Consider the following 15,362-nt stretch of genomic DNA (forward strand, 5'->3'; position numbering starts at 1 on the left):
GTCTCTCGTGGTCGCGTCGTGGATGCCGCCGCGACCCATCCGGGAAACCCTACGTCAGCGGGGTGACCCGCCGGGGCACTGTGATACCGGACATGCCGGTCGTATTTCCTGTGACAACGGGTGTCGCTGCGTGATAACCAGACAGGGAGGCGGGCGGCCACATCCCGTATTGTCCGGTTCTGTGGAGGGTCATCGTGACAAGTGACGAGCGTGTCGCACCACCGCTGCGCGTTGCGGGCCGGCCGGTGGCCCAGTGGCTGTCCGCGTCCGCCACGGACCTGACGGCCCGGGTGATCGCCCGCCTGGTCGACGACCTCCCCATCTACCGGTCCCTGCCTCGGGAAGAGGTGTACGGCGAGATCGCCGACGTCGTGCACCGCAACATCGAACTGTTCGCCACGCTCGTGTTCGAACGTCGCGCCGCGCGGGACTCCGAACTGGCCGAGCAGCGGAACTCGGCGGCCCGGCGCGCCGAGGAGGGGTTGCCGCTCGACGCCGTGCTGCACGCCTACCACGTCGGGATCGGGATGGCCTCCGAGGAGCTGTTCGCGGGCGCGCGCCCGGACGACATGGCCGACGTGCAGGTCGTGACCGTGATGATCCTCGACTTCCTGCGCCGGTTGACGATCGCCGTCAGTGCCGCGTATCTCGAGGAACGCCAGATCATGGAGAGCCAGGAGAACTCGGGCCGCCGGTCGCTGATGTCGGCGCTGGTGGCCGGGGAGGACCTCGACGCCGTCGTGCACCGCACCGGGCTGCGCCTGGCGCCGCACTACCTGGCGCTGAGCCTGGCGATCGGGGAGAACGACGACGAGCGCGGGTTCGGCGTCAGCGCCACCGTCGCGGGCCGTCGCAAACTGCGCCGCCTCCAGGCCGAACTCGACCGGATCACCGGCGAACCGGCGTTGACGGTGATCGACAGCGGCGGCGGCACCGCGCTGGTGCCGTGCCCGTCGAGCCCGCCGGACTGGGAGCAGCTCCGGGAGGTCGTCGGCCGGCTGGCCGACACGGTGGGTGCCGACCTGTACGTCGCCGGCGCGGTCGCGACCCCGTCGGAGGTGCCCGACGCGGTCGCGCAGACGGCCGAGATCGTCGCGCTGGTGGAGCGGTCCGAACGTCCGCCCGGGCTGTACCGTCTGGCCGACGTGCTGCTCGAGTACCAGCTCAGTCGCCCCAGCCCGGCCCGAGCCGAGCTCGCCAAGCTGCTCGCCCCGCTGGCAGGCAAGCCGGAGCTGATGCAGACGCTCGAGGCGTATGTCGCCGGTGGTCTCAGCCGGCGCCACACGGCGGCCGCGCTGGCCGTGCACGCGAACACGGTCGACTACCGGATGCGTCGTGTGTTCGAGCTGACCGGGCTCAACCCGGCGGATCCGGCGGACCTGCCACGGATCGGGGCCGCACTCGTCGCGCGCCGGTCGCTCGGGTGAGCACGGCCGTCGAGGCTCCCGTGTCGCGGCGGCGCGGCCGGATCGCGCGTGGAACACGGTGGGTCGCACTCGCTCTCGGTTGGCTCGGGGTCGCGGCCGCCGCCGTGGGTGTGGCCGCGCACGGAATCCGGTTCACCTCGCCACTCGTGGTGGTGGCGGCATCGGCGGCGCCGTACCTGATGTGCGGCGCCGTCGTCGCGCTGATTCTGTTCCTGGCCGCCCGGTACCGCACTGGCCTGGCTGTCGCCGCGCTCGTCGCCGGTCTCGCGGCCTGGACGCAGGCGCCGTTGTACCTCGGGACCCGGGCCGGTGGCCCGGACGCGTCCGGAGGTGAGCTGACCGTGTTGCAGGCCAACATCGAGTTCGGCAAGGGTGATCCGGATGCCGTTGTCGCGCAGGTGCGCTCGCGTGGGGTCGACCTGTTGACGGTCGACGAGCTGACCGTGCCCGCCGTCGACGCGCTGACCGCGGCGGGCCTCGACGACCTGCTGCCGCACCGCTATGTCCGGCCCGCGGCGACGGGCGCCGACGGTACCGGAATCTGGAGTCGGCATCCGCTCACGGACCGGGTGCAGCACCCCGGCTTCGCGATGGCGGCGCTGTCCGCGCGGGTGGAGGTCCCCGGCGACCGGACCGTGACGGTGTTCGCGGCGCACCCGCTTCCGCCGTGGCCGCCGCAGCAGACACCGATCTGGGCCGACGAGCTCGCGCGGCTCCACGACATCCTCGACCGGCTGCGTTCCGGTTCCGAGACGGTCGTGATGGCCGCGGACTTCAACGCGACGTGGGACCACCCGCAGTTCCGGGCGCTGCTCGGCGACGGCGTCCGCGACGCCGCCGAGCAGGCCGGTGCCGGGATCCTGCGCACCTATCCCGCCGACCGGACGTGGCCGCCGGTCCTGTCGATCGACCGGCTCCTCGTCTCCGGGGCCACGGCCACGGGTGTGGACGTCGTGGACCTGCCCGGGTCCGACCATCGCGGCGTCGTCGCCCGCATCGCGGTGCCGGGGTACGCCGGAGCGTGAGTTCGGCGACGGCCCGGGACAGCGGTGACCGGTGGGGGTGGCCCGATTCCACCCGAGGGTGGGTGTCGGCGGCGAGGCCACCGCGCGAATCTGGGAGGACAGGAATCGTCGACCCAGCCCGGAGGCCCGTCATGGCCGGCATTGTCACCACCCGGATCGCTCTCGTCGCGGGCGCGGCGGCCGCTGCGCTCACGCTCGGCGGTGTCGGCGTGGTCGCACTCGCGGTGCACCCCGGTCCGCCCGCCGCGGTCGTCATCGCCCCGCCGCCGGACTTCGGCCGGCCGGCCGGGTCGGATGCCACCGCTGTCGGCGCCACCGTCCTGTCGGGACCGGTGATCCTCGTGCCCGTCGAGAGCGGCCGAGCGGGCGCACCGGCGGCATCGACCGCCGGCGACCTGCAGGTGGCCGCTGCGCACCGGTAATCTGCGTCACCACAAGGGGGTTCGGCCCGCGTGGCGTCCCGGACACCGGCCCGGGGCGGGCGATACTCGGCGGGTCACCCCCGAGTTCAGGAGATTCCCGTTGAGTTCCCCCACTCTCGCGCGCACGAGGCTCGCGATGATCGCCGCCGTCGCCGCGGCGCTGACGTTGTCCGGTTGCAGCGCACAGACCGCCGATGCCGAGTCCCTCGGCAGCTCCGACTTCGGTAGCAGCGGCACCGCACCGGAGTCCGGCACGGCCCAGGCCCTGGCAACGCTCGAGACGCTTCCGGTCAAGGGGCGCGCCCCGAAGACCGGGTACGACCGCGACAAGTTCGGCCCCGCCTGGACGGACGACGTCCGGGTCGCCGGCGGCCACAACGGCTGCGACACCCGCAACGACATCCTCGCCCGTGACCTGGTCGACGAGACGTTCAGGCCCGGCACCCGGGACTGCGTCGTCGCGACCGGGGTCCTGCACGACCCGTACACCGCCACCCGCATCGACTTCGTCCGCGGTCAGGGCACGTCGACCGCAGTGCAGATCGACCATGTCGTCGCGCTGTCCGACGCCTGGCAGAAGGGTGCGCAGCAACTCGACGACGCCACCCGCCGCGACCTGGCGAACGATCCGCGCAACCTGCTCGCGGTCGACGGCCCGACGAACGGGCAGAAGTCCGACGGTGACGCGGCAACGTGGTTGCCGCCCAACAAGTCCTACCGCTGCACGTACGTCGGCAAGCAGGTCGAGGTGAAGGCGGCCTATCACCTGTGGGTGACGCAGGCGGAGAAGGACGCGATCAGGACCCAGCTCGCCTCCTGCTGACCCGTCCCTGCGTTGAACGGGGGTTCAGCGGCCGGTTTCGACCGAAACCCGGCCCCTGAACCCCCGTTCATTGTTTCCGGGCCCGTCTACTGTTTCGCGGGCTCGGTGGGGCGGGGACGCCAGCCGGCCATCCCGACCATGATCAGCCGCAGTTGCCGCTCCGCGCGGTCGACGACCGCGGCCTCGTCGCGCCGTTCGGTCTCGAGCAGGTCGACGACGGTCGTCATCATGACGCCGACGATCAGGTCGGCGGCCATGTCCAGGTCCGCGCCCGACCACTGCGTCAGTGCCGGGATCCGGCCGAGGTCGGTGCTCAGTTCGCTCGAGAACAGGCGTAGCTCGGATGCGATGGCGCGCCGCACCTCGGCGACCCCGCCGTAGCGCTCGCGGCTGAGGAACCGGAACTGCCCCTCGTTCGCCCGGACCTGCCGGACCAGGATCTCGAGAGACGCGCGCGCATCCCGCGCGGCCCCGTCGCGGCGGGCTTCGCGCAGCATCCGCCGGAGCATCCTCATCCCGTCCTCGACGAGCGCGACACCGAGCTCGTCCATCGAGGCGAAGTGCCGGTAGAACGCGGTCGGGACGATGCCCGCCGTGCGGGCGACCTCGCGCAGGCTCAGGCTCGCGAGACTGCGGTCGGCGAGCAGGTCGAGCGCCCCGTCGAGGAGTGCGGCGCGCGTGCGTTCCTTGCGTTCGGCTCGGCTCTCGGGTGCGGTCACCCGTCGAGTGTATGCGTGTACACCCTACTCGGTCCGTGCGGGCTGTTGTCGGCATCACAGGCGCGGCTCTCTTGACAACTGCCTGGAACTTTCTGTCACACTCATTGGTGTACAAGTGTTCACTGAAATTCAGCCAGGGGGCTCGTTGTGACCGCTCGAACCCGTCTGCTGTCGCTGCTCGAGGCGATGGCCACCCCGCATCCGCTCGACCGCTATCTCGAACTCGTCGACCCGATGACCACCGTCCGCGACCTGCGTGCCAGGGTCGTCGCGGTCCGCCGTGCCACCGCCGACACCGTCACGATCACGCTGCGGCCCACCCGGCAGTGGCGAGGGTTCCGGGCGGGGCAGTTCGTGCAGGTCGGTGTCGTCGTCGACGGGGTGCGGCACACCCGCTGCTACTCGCCGGCCGGTGCCGACCGCGACACCGACATCGAGCTCACCGTCAAGGCGCACGCGCACGGCCTGGTCTCGGGTCACCTGCGCGAGCGCGTCGAGGTCGGCACCGTCGTGACGCTCTCGCAGGCGGCGGGCACGTTCACGCTGCCGACGCCGCGACCACCGCGCGTGCTGCTGATCAGCGGCGGCAGCGGCATCACGCCGGTGATGTCGATGCTGCGGACCCTGGTGGCGGAGGGGTACCGCGGCGACGTGACGTTCCTGCACTACGCGAACCGTGCCGAGGGCGTGCCGTACCTCGCCGAGCTCCGCGCGTGCGCCGCGGGCAACGCGAACGTGAACATCGTTCTCGCGTACACGGATTCGGGTGGTGGTGACCTGCGGGGCCGGTTCGGGGCCGAGCACCTCGACGTCGCGGCGCCGTGGTGGCGGGAGGCCGAGACCTACCTGTGCGGGCCTGCGTCGTTGATGCGGTCGGTCCGCGAGCAGTACGACCGGCACGCCCCGGGCGACCGCCTGCACGTCGAGGAATTCGCACCGGTGGTCGCGTCCCCCGACCCGGGAGCCGCGGGAGCCACGACGTTCCGGGCGTCCGGGGTCACCGCCGAGAACACCGGGGTCAGCCTGCTCGAGCAGGCCGAAGCCGCCGGCCTGACACCGGAGTACGGGTGCCGGATGGGCATCTGCTTCAGCTGCACGACGGTCCGGGCGTCGGGCTGCACGCGGAACCTGCGGACCGGTGAACTCGACTCCGACCCCGACACCCCGATCCAGCTGTGTGTCAGCGCCGCCGTCGGCGACGTGACCCTTTCCCTCTGACGCTCACGTCGAAAGGAGCGCATCATGTTCGGACTTTCCCTGTCGCTGCCGGCGCTGTTCGGCCGCCCCGCTGCCGACCCGCAGCCGGTGGTGCTGCGGCACGAGCAGGTCGAGGAGATCGGCCGCGAGCTCGACGCCCTGCGCGACCGTGTCGTCGCCGACCTCGGCGCACGGGACCGCGACTACATCTACTCGATCATCAGGGCGCAACGCGGCTTCGAGGTCGCCGGCCGCGGACTGATGTACGTGGGGTTCCTGCCGCCGTTCTGGCTCGCCGCGGTGGGGGCGCTGTCGATCTCGAAGATCCTCGACAACATGGAGATCGGCCACAACGTCATGCACGGTCAGTACGACTGGATGCGGGAACCGGGCCTGAACTCGCGGGTGTTCGAGTGGGACACGGTGTGCCCGGCCGACCAGTGGCGGCACTCGCACAACTACATGCACCACACTTTCACGAACATCGTCGACATGGACCGTGACATCGGTTACGGCATCCTGCGGATGGACGACGCGCAGCCGTGGCGCCCGTACCGCCTCGGCAACCCCGTGTACGCGACCGGGTTGATGCTGCTGTTCCAGTGGGGCGTGATGCTGCACGACCTCGAGGCGGAGAACATCCTGGCGCGCAAGCGATCCTGGCGTGACGTCAAGCCGCTGCTGCAGGGGATGTGGAGCAAGGCCCGCCGGCAGGTGCTCAAGGACTACGTGGTCTTCCCCGCGCTGACCGGGCCGCTGTTCGTGACGACGCTGCTGGGCAACGCTGCCGCGAACCTGGTGCGCAACGTGTGGGCCTATTCGATCATCTTCTGCGGACACTTCCCGTCCGGTGTGCAGACCTTCACCCGCGAGGAGACCGCCGCGGAGACGCGAGGGGAGTGGTACGTGCGGCAGATGCTCGGCAGCGCCAACATCGAGGGTGGACGCCTGTTCCACATCATGTCCGGCAACCTCTCCCACCAGATCGAACACCACCTGTTCCCGGACCTGCCGGCGGGTCGCTACCCCGAGATCGCGCCCGAGGTGCGGGCGCTGTGCGCGCGGCACGGGCTGCCCTACAACACCGGGGGGTTCTTCCGCCAGATCGGCTCGGTGTGGGGCAAGATCGTCACGCTCGCGCTGCCGCCGTTCCTCGTGCGTCCCAGCACGCCCGCCGGTGTTATCGTCGAGCGATCCCCGGCCGCGGCAGCAGAGGTGAATGGCGCATGGTGAGCAGGTTCGAACGACGCAAGGACACCGTGCAGGAGCTGACGGAGTCCGGAGCCGAACACGTCGGCCGGATCGCGATGATCATCGCCGGTGCCGTCCGGGACATCACCCGCGAGATCGGTGACTGGATCAGCGACGGCATCGAGATGCAGGAGGCGTCGCGACGCGCCCGCGAGGACGCGCGGCGGACGTCGGCCGACGACGACACGGACACGCCCGACCCGGAGAGCTGACGCGGGTCCCGCACTCCCGATCGGCACGCCCGGCCACCGGGCGCACCGGGCATTCCGGACGACGACGCTTCGGCTGACGAGGGTGGCTGCCGCCCGCGCGAGTCGGCGCGCGGCCACTCTTCGCTGCCCTCCCAGGGGAAGCCGGGCTCGGCGGGAAGGAGCCGGTGCCCAGGCCGAGCCAGCCGATGCCCACGTCCGATATCCGCCAGCGCACGCCGGCCCGGGCACGCACCCTGATGAAGGCGCCGATCAGCGTCATCTTCACGAAAGGGATCGCACATGTCCGCACGTCTGGAATCGAAGGTCTTCATCGTCACGGGCGGTTCGTCCGGTATCGGCCTCGCGGTGGCCCGCCGGCTCACGTCGGAGGGCGCCGCGGTCGTCATCGGCGGTCGGCGCAAGGACGTCGGCGAGCAGGCCGCCGATAGCCTGCGCGCGGCCGGCGGCGCGGCGGTCTTCGTCCCGGCGGACGTGACGGTCGAGGCCGACGCCGCCGGGCTGGTGACGACCGCGATTGGTGAATTCGGCCGACTGGACGGTGCTTTCAACAATGCCGGCGGCGTGAATGCAGCGGGGCCGATCTCGTCGATCGAGGCGGACGCCTGGAACGCCGAACTGGCGCAGAACGTGACAAGCGTCTTCAACTGCCTCAAGCATCAGATCCCGGTGCTGCTCGAGACCGGGGGTGCGATCGTCAACAACGCCTCCAACATGGGGGTGGTGGCGCTTCCGGAGGTGGGTCCCTATGTCGCCGCCAAACACGCGGTCGTGGGGTTGACCCGGTCGGTGGCGCTCGAGGTGGCGGCGCAGGGGGTGCGGGTCAACGCCATCACCACCGGTGGAGTCGACACCCCGCTCGCGCGGGGATCGATGGCGACCACCGACGAGGCGCTCGCGTACATCGAGTCGCTGCATCCGGTGAACCGCATTGCGCAGCCCGCGGAGATCGCTCCGTTCGTCGCGTTCCTCCTCAGTGACGAGGCGTCGTTCGTCACGGGTGCCGCGCTCGCGATCGACGGTGGATACACCACCCGGTGACAGCGTTTCGGCGATCCGGCTAGTGCCAGCCGCCGGGCTCCAGGTTGGCGGCGACCCGTCGGAGCAGCGCGGCGAGGGTCGCCTGTTCGTCGGACGTGAGCCCCTCGAGCATCCGGCGGTCGCGGTCGACGCGCGCCGGGAACTCCTGGTCGACGACGGCGCGTCCGGCGTCGGTCAGGTGCAGCAGCACGACGCGCCCGTCCCGTTCGAAGGGCAACCGCTCGACGAGACCGACCCGGGCGAGCCGGTCGGCGTGCTTGGTCGTCGACGCGCCGCTCGTCATCGTCGCGGTCGTGACCTCGGAGGCTCGCAGGGGTCGGTCGCTGCGGGCCAGGGCGCACAGGATCTCGAACTCGACGCGGGAGACACCACTCCCGGCGAGGGCGCGGTCGAGTTGGTGCAGCGCCAGCGCGCCGATCCGGGTGATCCGGCCGAGTACCTCGATCGGCTCGGCGTCCACGTCGGGGTAGGCCGCGGCCCACTGGTGCCGGACGTGGTCGACGAAGTCCTCTCCGGGCGCACTGCTGGTCGGCATGGGCTCATCGTAGCGACCGGGTTCACAGTGTTTCATATGTATTTTACTAGTGAAGTATTGCTACCGTGGAACCATGCCCGTTCTCACCGACTCGACCCGGCTCGGTCACTCCCGCGGCGCCCTCGTCCACTCGGTGTCTCCGGCGACCTGGCGTCGTGCGTTCGACGTGCATGCCGCGGACGCGACGATCGCGATCTCGATGCGTGTCGCGCTGGGCGCGGCGCTGGTGCTCGTCGCGTTCGGACTCACCGGCCGGTCCTCGCTGGCCGGGTTCGCGGTGCTCGGCGCCTTGTCCATCGCCTTCTCGCGGCACGAGCCGCTGCGTCGCACCGCCGCGAAGGTCGGCTTCGTCGGGGCGCTCGTGGTCGTGTCGGTCGTGGTCGGTGGGTTGATCGCGCTCGCCGCGCCGCCGATGTGGGGGCAGATCGCCGTGATCGCCGTTCTGTCGGGGCTCGCCGCCGCGGTGTTGACGGCGTTCCGGGTGGGCGGCCCGGGGCCGGTGATCCTGATCTTCGCCGCGACGGCCGCCGTCGGTAGCACCGGAAGCCCGGCCGACCTGCGCGCCGCGACCGTCGCCGCCGCCGTCGGTGCCGCGGTCGGATTCGTGACCGCGCTGATTCCGTTCGTGTTCCTCCCGTGGGGACCGGCCCGACTGGCGGTGGCGCGGGCGCTGGCCGCCGCCGCGGCGGTGCCGGACGGCGGTCGCGTCGACGCCGCGGAGGCGGCGATCGCGGCGGCCCGCGAGAAGCTCGCACTGACCACGGGGGCCGACGGCCACGCCCACCTGCGGGACCTCGCCGCGTTGCTCGCGGAGGCGGAGGCGGCACTCGCCGACTGGCGCCGCGGCGACGGCACCCGGTTGGCCGCCATCGTCCGACACGGGCAGGAACTGCGAAGGGTCAAGCAGCACACGGTCATCGTCGGCCATCCGGGCGCCCCGGCCGACCTCCCGCGACCTTCCGGGTTCTTCGCCGCGGGCGCGGCCGGCCTGCGCGCCCGGAGCATCGCGCACCACGGTGGTCGCATTGCCGTCGCCGCAGCGCTCGCCGGATGGCTCGCCGCCGCGGCCGGACTCGGCCACCCGCTGTGGGCGTCGATGGGCGCGATGGCCGCCATGCAGGGTGTCGGCTACGCGCCGACCGTGCAGCGCGCGATCCAACGACTCCTCGGCAACGTGGGCGGCGCGGTGCTCGCGGCCGCGGTGCTCTCGGCCTCGCTCGGCTACTGGCCGACCATCGCGATCGTCGTCGTGTTGCAGGTCGCGGCCGAGATCACCGCGACGCGGAACTACGCGCTGTGCTCGCTGTTCGTGACACCGATGGCCCTGCTGGTGGTCGGTCTCGGTACGGCGGTCGGTCCCGAGATCGGGTTGAGCCGGGTCCTCGACAACCTGATCGGCGTGGTCGTCGGGGTGGTCGTCGCGGCCGTCACGGTGAGCGTGAAGGACCGGATGCACCTGCATGCGTCCACCTGAGTGATTCGTCAATGTTGTTGTGTCGTGGGCGGGTTCCGCACCGCGGTATTGACCGAAACCGGGTGCCGCTGCGTACCATCTAAGTCATCTCGCGAATCCCCCTGGGAGGCCGACGTGCGTGGACTCGGTATCGATCTCGGAACTGCCAACACCGTCGTCGGTACACCCGACGACGGCGTCGTCCTGAACGAGCCATCGTTCATGCTGGTCCGCACGAAGGATCCGCACCGGTCTCTCGCGATCGGCGCGGAAGCGCGGAACCTGGTCGGCCGCACTCCCATCGGAGTCACACCCATTCGCCCGATGCGCGACGGGGTGATCGTGGACCTCGACTCGGCCCGGGCATTCGTCACGGCCGTCATCAAGCGCGCGGCCCCGCACAGGCAGTACGGTCTGCGGCCGAAGGCCGTCATCGCGGTTCCCGCGGGCGCCACATCGCTCGAGCGCCGGGCACTGGTGGAGGTCGGCCATGAGGCCGGTCTGCGCAAGATCGGGCTGATACCGCAGCCGGTCGCGGGGGCGCTCGGCTGCGGAATCAACCCGATGGAACCCCGCGCCCACCTCGTCGTCGACATCGGCGGTGGCACTTCGGAAGTCACCACCTTCTGTTTCGGCGGCATTCTCGCGCACCGCAGTTGCCGGCTCGCGGGCGATGAACTGACCGACGCGCTCTATCAGTACCTGCGGACCGAGCACAAGATCATCGTCGGCGAACTCACCGCCGAGCGGGCGAAGGTCGGCGTGCCGGAGACCGACGAGGGGCAGTCGCTCGTCGTTGAAGGCCGCGACGCGGTGACCGGCCGGGCACGACTGGTCACCCTCGAGACCGAGGAGATCGTGGATGCGCTGCGGCCGACCACAACCGGCATCGTGCAGACCCTGACCGCGTGCTTGGAGGACCTTCCCGCCCAGGCGATCAGTGACGTGATGTCCGAAGGGCTCCTCGCCATCGGCGGCGGGTCGATGATGCGCGGTCTGTCGCAGCTGCTCGAAGAGTCCTTCGGCTTCGGCGTGAAGACGGCCGAACGCCCGCTCACCTGCGTCGCCGAGGGTGCGACCGCGTGCCTGGACCACCCCGAGGTGGTTGCCGCATACGGTGACTGATCAGCGGTTCGGGTGGCTGAGCGGTTCGGGTGGCTGATCAGCGGTTCGGGTGGCTGATCAGCGGTTCGGCGCCGTGCCCCGTGTTTGCGCGAGGTAGCGCTCGAGGAGTTTCTTGACCACGGGACCGGATGTTGCCGACCCGAAACCACCGCCCCGCACCAACGCCGTCACCACGACTTCGGGTGCGTCGAAGGGCACCACGGCGGAGAACCAGGCATTGAGGCCTCCCGGTGCCGACGGGTCCTCCGCGGTGCCGGTCTTGGCGGCGGCGGGCACCGGCAGGCTGGCGAGCTGCCCGGCGGTGCCGGCCGCGGCGGACGCCCGCATCCCCGCCCGCACCGGTCCGAGTTGGTCCGCGAAGGGAAGCGGACGAGGCGCCGCGGTGGGAATGGAGAAGTCCTCCCCCGGCCCGTACGCCGCCGCGAGCTGGGGGGTGACCATCGCTCCGGTCGTGATGCCCGACGTCCACCGAGCCACCTGCACCGGGGTCGCACTGACGGTGCCCTGACCGATGCCCATCAGCAGCGTCGACCCCGGGTACCAGGTTCCGCCGATACTTCCGACGTTCTCGGGTGTGCCCAGGAAACCCTCTGACTCGCCCGGCAGATCGATCCCCGACCGCTGGCCCACCCCCAGCTCTCCGGCGGTCGCCGCGATCCGCTCGGGGCCGAGGAGCTCGGCGAGCTGGTAGAAGTAGACGTTGTCCGACCACTGGATCGCCCCGATCAGACTGTTCGGGCCCATCGGCTGCCAGTTCGCGAACGTGTGCCCTCCGTAGGTGTAGGAAGCGCCACCCGCGAGCAGGGCGTCCGGCGACAGCACATGGGACTCCGCATTGGCCGACGCGACGACGATCTTGAAGGTCGAGCCCGGCGGCGCCGCCGTCTGGGCTGCGTGGTTGAGCATCCGTCCCGGCCCGGGTCCCTCGGTTTGCGCCGCCAGCGCGACCGGGTCGACCGGGGGACCGTAGACGTTGTTGTCGTATCCGGGGACGCTGGCCAGCGTCAGCACCGCTCCGGTGCGGGCGTCCATCACGATGGCCGCGCCGAGGTCGCCCCCGCTGGTGCGCACCGCCTCGGTCAGCGCATCGGTCGCGAGCTGCTGCAACCCGAGGTCGAGGTGCAACCACAGATCGTGCCCCTGTATCGGGTCCACCCGCTCGCCGGTGCCCACCGGATGCCCGGACGGATCGACGTACACGCACTGCTTGCCGTCGGTGCCGCGGAGCAACGCGTCGTACTGCTTCTCGAGTCCTGCCTTGCCGACCCGTGATCCGAGCTCGAGGGTCGGCCAGAGTGCCATGTCCTGCGGGTCCGCAATCCCGACATACCCGAGGGTCGATGCCAGCGCTGCGCCCTGCGGGTACTGCCTGCGCCCGGTCGGGTACACGAGTACCCACGGCAGGTGGGCTTCCACGATGTGCCGAGCCTGCTCGGAACCGACCCGTCCGAGCACGACCTGCAGCTCCCCGTCACCGCTCCGGAGGTTGTCCGAGAGTTCGTCCGGGGTGATGCCGAGCAACGCGGCGAGTTCGCCGCGCACCGCCGCGTCGCTCTCGGCGAACATCCGGGCAACCACCGCGACGGTGTACTCCGGGACGTTGACCGCGAGCGGTGCACCGCCCCGGTCGAGGATCCGGCCACGCTCGGCGGGCAGGCGGATGCAGCGCATCATTTGCTGGTCGCTCGTCGTGCGGAACTCCGCACCCTGATCGCTCTGCAGGTGCCAGGCGAACCCCGACATCGCGACGAGGGATGCCGTGAGCGCGACCGCGCCTGCCGAAACGCCTCGCGGGAGCCTCCGCCGCCTGGTCTCGGTGGCCCACAGCGGCCGCGTGACACCGTCGCGGCGCACCGCGAGCACCAGCCCGATCTCGACGAATCCGACGATCGCGGCCGTGCCCCCATAGCTGAACAGCGGGATCGGCATGCCGGTGTGCGGCATCAGTGACAGACTCTGAGCAATCGAGACCGCGGCGTGAATGCCGAACAGCCCACCGACGCCGGCCGCGACGAGTGCCGCCTCCCGGGTTCGCGCCGTTCGGGCGGCCAGCGCCGAGCGCCACACGATGATCACGACGGCGACCACGACAGCCAGACCGGCGACCAGACCCCATCCGTACACGATGCTCGCGAAGGACAGATCGTGCTCGGATTCGGGCAGGTACTCCGCCCTCAGGCCGTACTGCGGCTCCCGCCCCAGGCCCCACCAGCCGCCGCTGCCGATCGCGATGTCCGCCTGCCACGCTGCCCACCCCGACCCCTGCGGGTCGGCGTTGTTCGACAGGAACACGTGAATCCGCTCGAGCTGGTAGGGGCGGAGAAACAGCACCGCCAGAGGGAGCGAGGCGATCCCGAGTGCGAACAGGGGGAGCATCGGCAGCAGCGGCACCCGGGCCAGGATCAGCATGAGCATCACGGTCGCCACGAGCACGACGGCGGTCGACAGGTCGGGCTGCAGCGCGACGAGACCGACCGGCACGGCCGCGACCGCCAGGACCGCACCGAACCTGCCGAGGGTGTACCCGCGGGCCAGGATCGCGGCGGGGACCAGGACCAAAGCCAGCTTGGCGAGTTCGGAGGGCTGCAGGGTGAACACACCGAAGTCCAGCCAGCGCTGGGCGCCCTTGGTCGCGACCCCGATCAGCGGAACCGCCGCGAGCAGCACGACCGAGACGGCGAACAACACCCAACCGACCCGGCGGAAGCCACTCGACCGCAGACGCGAGGTCGCCCACATCGCACCGAGGCCGACGGCGGCGAGCACCGCGTGACGCACGGCATACGACGTCATTCCCGTCGAGAGCAGGTTGAGCAGGCCGAGAACGACCAGGACGACCGCCGCGGTGACGAGCCAGGGATCGGATTGCTGCTTACCCGCCTGCATGGGGACCCCCGCCTGGGCAGGTTGCGTTCTCGGCGGGCACGTATGCCGGCTCTGACGCGGCTCCGGCCGGGGCGCTGGTGAGCGCGGCGACGGCGAGCGCGGACCCGGCCGGCAGGACGGCGGTACCGATGCCGTACACCTCCTGCCCGCCCGGCGGCACGGGCATCGTGACGTCGGCACCCGGGTGGACCGCTCCCGAGCATCGGTCGTACACGCTCAATTTCCAGGTCACCGCACCGACATTCGACCCGGGATCGAGGTGGACGTCGACCCGCATGGTGCAGGGCGCACCCGCTGCGCATTCCCCATTGGCGAAGGTGGCGGTGACGCGCGTGATCGGCCCCGCACTGCTCGGAAGACCGGTGTGGACGGGACCCGCCCCGGTGGCTCCCGGCTCGGTCGGTGGGGGTGCGGCTTCGGGCGCAGGTGGCGGCGGCGAGACCGGACGAATCTGATTCTGCTCCGACGTATCCGTCGGATGGAGCACGGCGTCCCAGCCTCGGCGCAGCTGCGACCACGCCTGCGGGGCGGTCCACAGCAGCCCGATGAGGACCAGGATCGATATCACGCCGAGGACACCTTGCCGCCACGACGGCCGCCTGCTCCTGCGATGCCACACCCTCCCTGCAGGTGGGTGCCAGTCGCTCGGGGCGAGAGAAGATTCGGCCGCCTGGGGCGGCGGCATCGGCGCGGTCACGTGATCCTTCGGCACCCGATCATCCGACAGGACGAGTCCGCGTGTTGCCGAGACGAGCTCGGCCAGTTGGCGCCGCGTCCTTGCCCCCGTGGCCGGGTCGAGTTCGGCCGCGACCACGCGGCAAACTCGTTGCGTCAGGCCGGCCAGATCTGTTGTTCCGGTGATCGATTCGCGCAACCGGTCGGCGAATGCGGCGTCGCGACAGGTGCTCGCGATGTCGCGAAGCAGGCCCACCGCCACCTCGTGCGCGTCGTGCCAGGATGCCGCGCTGCCGCTGCACTCGATCGTGAGCAGTCCCCGGTCGGACACCGTCACCGCACGGTCCTCGAGGCGCACCGGGAAGCGCCCCTGACTGCCCGCCGGCTCGAGCTGGTGGATCACGTCGCTGACGAGCAGCGCGGCCTGCGCCGGTGTCAACCCCGCAACCGTGAGCAGTCTGCGGAGCGTGACACCGCCGCCGCCTGCGTCGTCGTCGGTCGGGTCGGGCGGTTTGGATCGGGGCTGCACCGGCTCACGCCTTCTCGTCCGGAGCCCTGTCACTACCTCGATCAT

Annotated in this window: 13 protein-coding genes and 1 pseudogene; 10 read left to right on the top strand and 4 right to left on the bottom strand. The window is 71.0% G+C overall.

Annotated features, from left to right (window positions below):
* Positions 1 to 194: 194 nt before the first annotated feature.
* The 4 genes and pseudogenes from ABD951_RS04605 to ABD951_RS04620 form a co-directional block, all read left to right on the top strand.
* Positions 195 to 1,427 (top strand): PucR family transcriptional regulator, encoded by a 1,233-nt coding sequence (locus ABD951_RS04605; protein WP_345342567.1) that lies wholly within the window; start codon positions 195 to 197, stop codon positions 1,425 to 1,427.
* Positions 1,424 to 2,452 (top strand): endonuclease/exonuclease/phosphatase family protein, encoded by a 1,029-nt coding sequence (locus ABD951_RS04610; protein WP_345342568.1) that lies wholly within the window; start codon positions 1,424 to 1,426, stop codon positions 2,450 to 2,452. The genes ABD951_RS04605 and ABD951_RS04610 overlap by 4 nt, the downstream gene beginning before the upstream one ends.
* Positions 2,453 to 2,583: 131 nt before the next feature.
* Complete coding sequence (locus ABD951_RS04615; protein WP_345342569.1) at positions 2,584 to 2,874, top strand: hypothetical protein; 291 nt, start codon at positions 2,584 to 2,586, stop codon at positions 2,872 to 2,874.
* 259 nt (positions 2,875 to 3,133) lie between these two features.
* Positions 3,134 to 3,694 (top strand): annotated as a pseudogene (locus ABD951_RS04620) (HNH endonuclease family protein); the annotation flags it as partial.
* 89 nt (positions 3,695 to 3,783) lie between these two features.
* On the opposite strand, the gene ABD951_RS04625 reads toward ABD951_RS04620, so the two are convergent.
* A complete protein-coding gene (locus ABD951_RS04625) occupies positions 3,784 to 4,416 on the bottom strand; it encodes a TetR family transcriptional regulator (protein WP_345342570.1) in 633 nt (210 codons plus the stop codon).
* Between the two features lie 186 nt (positions 4,417 to 4,602).
* Here ABD951_RS04625 and ABD951_RS04630 point away from each other — a divergent pair, with 186 nt between their 5' ends.
* From ABD951_RS04630 to ABD951_RS04645, 4 genes are all read left to right on the top strand, one after another.
* A complete protein-coding gene (locus ABD951_RS04630; RefSeq protein ID WP_345342604.1) occupies positions 4,603 to 5,634 on the top strand; it encodes a ferredoxin reductase in 1,032 nt (343 codons plus the stop codon).
* A gap of 24 nt (positions 5,635 to 5,658) precedes the next feature.
* On the top strand, positions 5,659 to 6,846 hold the full coding sequence (locus tag ABD951_RS04635) for a fatty acid desaturase family protein (protein ID WP_345342571.1): 1,188 nt from the start codon (positions 5,659 to 5,661) through the stop codon (positions 6,844 to 6,846).
* Positions 6,840 to 7,076, top strand: a complete 237-nt coding sequence (locus ABD951_RS04640; protein WP_345342572.1) for a hypothetical protein — start codon at positions 6,840 to 6,842, stop codon at positions 7,074 to 7,076. The genes ABD951_RS04635 and ABD951_RS04640 overlap by 7 nt, the downstream gene beginning before the upstream one ends.
* 279 nt (positions 7,077 to 7,355) lie before the next feature.
* The gene (locus ABD951_RS04645) at positions 7,356 to 8,114 is read left to right on the top strand and encodes an SDR family NAD(P)-dependent oxidoreductase (RefSeq protein ID WP_345342573.1); all 759 of its coding nucleotides are present in this window, start codon (positions 7,356 to 7,358) and stop codon (positions 8,112 to 8,114) included.
* Between the two features lie 19 nt (positions 8,115 to 8,133).
* Here ABD951_RS04645 and ABD951_RS04650 read toward each other — a convergent pair whose 3' ends face one another.
* The gene (locus ABD951_RS04650; protein WP_345342574.1) at positions 8,134 to 8,649 is read right to left on the bottom strand and encodes a MarR family winged helix-turn-helix transcriptional regulator; all 516 of its coding nucleotides are present in this window, start codon (positions 8,647 to 8,649) and stop codon (positions 8,134 to 8,136) included.
* A gap of 73 nt (positions 8,650 to 8,722) precedes the next feature.
* On the opposite strand from ABD951_RS04650, the gene ABD951_RS04655 reads away from it, so the two are divergent.
* Both ABD951_RS04655 and mreB read left to right on the top strand, forming a co-directional pair.
* Complete coding sequence (locus ABD951_RS04655; protein WP_345342575.1) at positions 8,723 to 10,123, top strand: FUSC family protein; 1,401 nt, start codon at positions 8,723 to 8,725, stop codon at positions 10,121 to 10,123.
* Between the two features lie 114 nt (positions 10,124 to 10,237).
* Positions 10,238 to 11,227: a rod shape-determining protein gene (mreB, locus tag ABD951_RS04660; protein WP_345342576.1), complete on the top strand. Its 990-nt coding sequence runs from the start codon at positions 10,238 to 10,240 to the stop codon at positions 11,225 to 11,227.
* Positions 11,228 to 11,284: 57 nt separating this feature from the next.
* On the opposite strand, the gene ABD951_RS04665 is transcribed toward mreB, so the two are convergent.
* A complete protein-coding gene (locus ABD951_RS04665; RefSeq protein WP_345342577.1) occupies positions 11,285 to 14,113 on the bottom strand; it encodes an FtsW/RodA/SpoVE family cell cycle protein in 2,829 nt (942 codons plus the stop codon).
* Positions 14,100 to 15,317: a hypothetical protein gene (locus ABD951_RS04670; RefSeq protein ID WP_345342578.1), complete on the bottom strand. Its 1,218-nt coding sequence runs from the start codon at positions 15,315 to 15,317 to the stop codon at positions 14,100 to 14,102. Before ABD951_RS04670 ends, ABD951_RS04665 begins: the two co-directional genes overlap by 14 nt.
* Between the last annotated feature and the right edge of the window lie 45 nt (positions 15,318 to 15,362).

Origin of the sequence: Rhodococcus olei (genome assembly GCF_039540555.1) — a bacterium.
In the GTDB taxonomy this organism is placed as follows: domain Bacteria; phylum Actinomycetota; class Actinomycetes; order Mycobacteriales; family Mycobacteriaceae; genus Rhodococcus_G; species Rhodococcus_G olei.

Excerpts from the sequence above, each read along its gene's own strand:
- ABD951_RS04640 (WP_345342572.1), top strand. The coding sequence starts at position 6,840 with ATGGTGAGCAGGTTCGAACGACGCAAGGACACCGTGCAGGAGCTGACG.
- ABD951_RS04655 (WP_345342575.1), top strand. The coding sequence starts at position 8,723 with ATGCCCGTTCTCACCGACTCGACCCGGCTCGGTCACTCCCGCGGCGCC.
- ABD951_RS04630 (WP_345342604.1), top strand. The coding sequence starts at position 4,603 with ATGGCCACCCCGCATCCGCTCGACCGCTATCTCGAACTCGTCGACCCG.
- ABD951_RS04665 (WP_345342577.1), bottom strand. The coding sequence starts at position 14,113 with ATGCAGGCGGGTAAGCAGCAATCCGATCCCTGGCTCGTCACCGCGGCG.
- ABD951_RS04615 (WP_345342569.1), top strand. The coding sequence starts at position 2,584 with ATGGCCGGCATTGTCACCACCCGGATCGCTCTCGTCGCGGGCGCGGCG.
- ABD951_RS04645 (WP_345342573.1), top strand. The coding sequence starts at position 7,356 with ATGTCCGCACGTCTGGAATCGAAGGTCTTCATCGTCACGGGCGGTTCG.
- ABD951_RS04635 (WP_345342571.1), top strand. The coding sequence starts at position 5,659 with ATGTTCGGACTTTCCCTGTCGCTGCCGGCGCTGTTCGGCCGCCCCGCT.
- ABD951_RS04650 (WP_345342574.1), bottom strand. The coding sequence starts at position 8,649 with ATGCCGACCAGCAGTGCGCCCGGAGAGGACTTCGTCGACCACGTCCGG.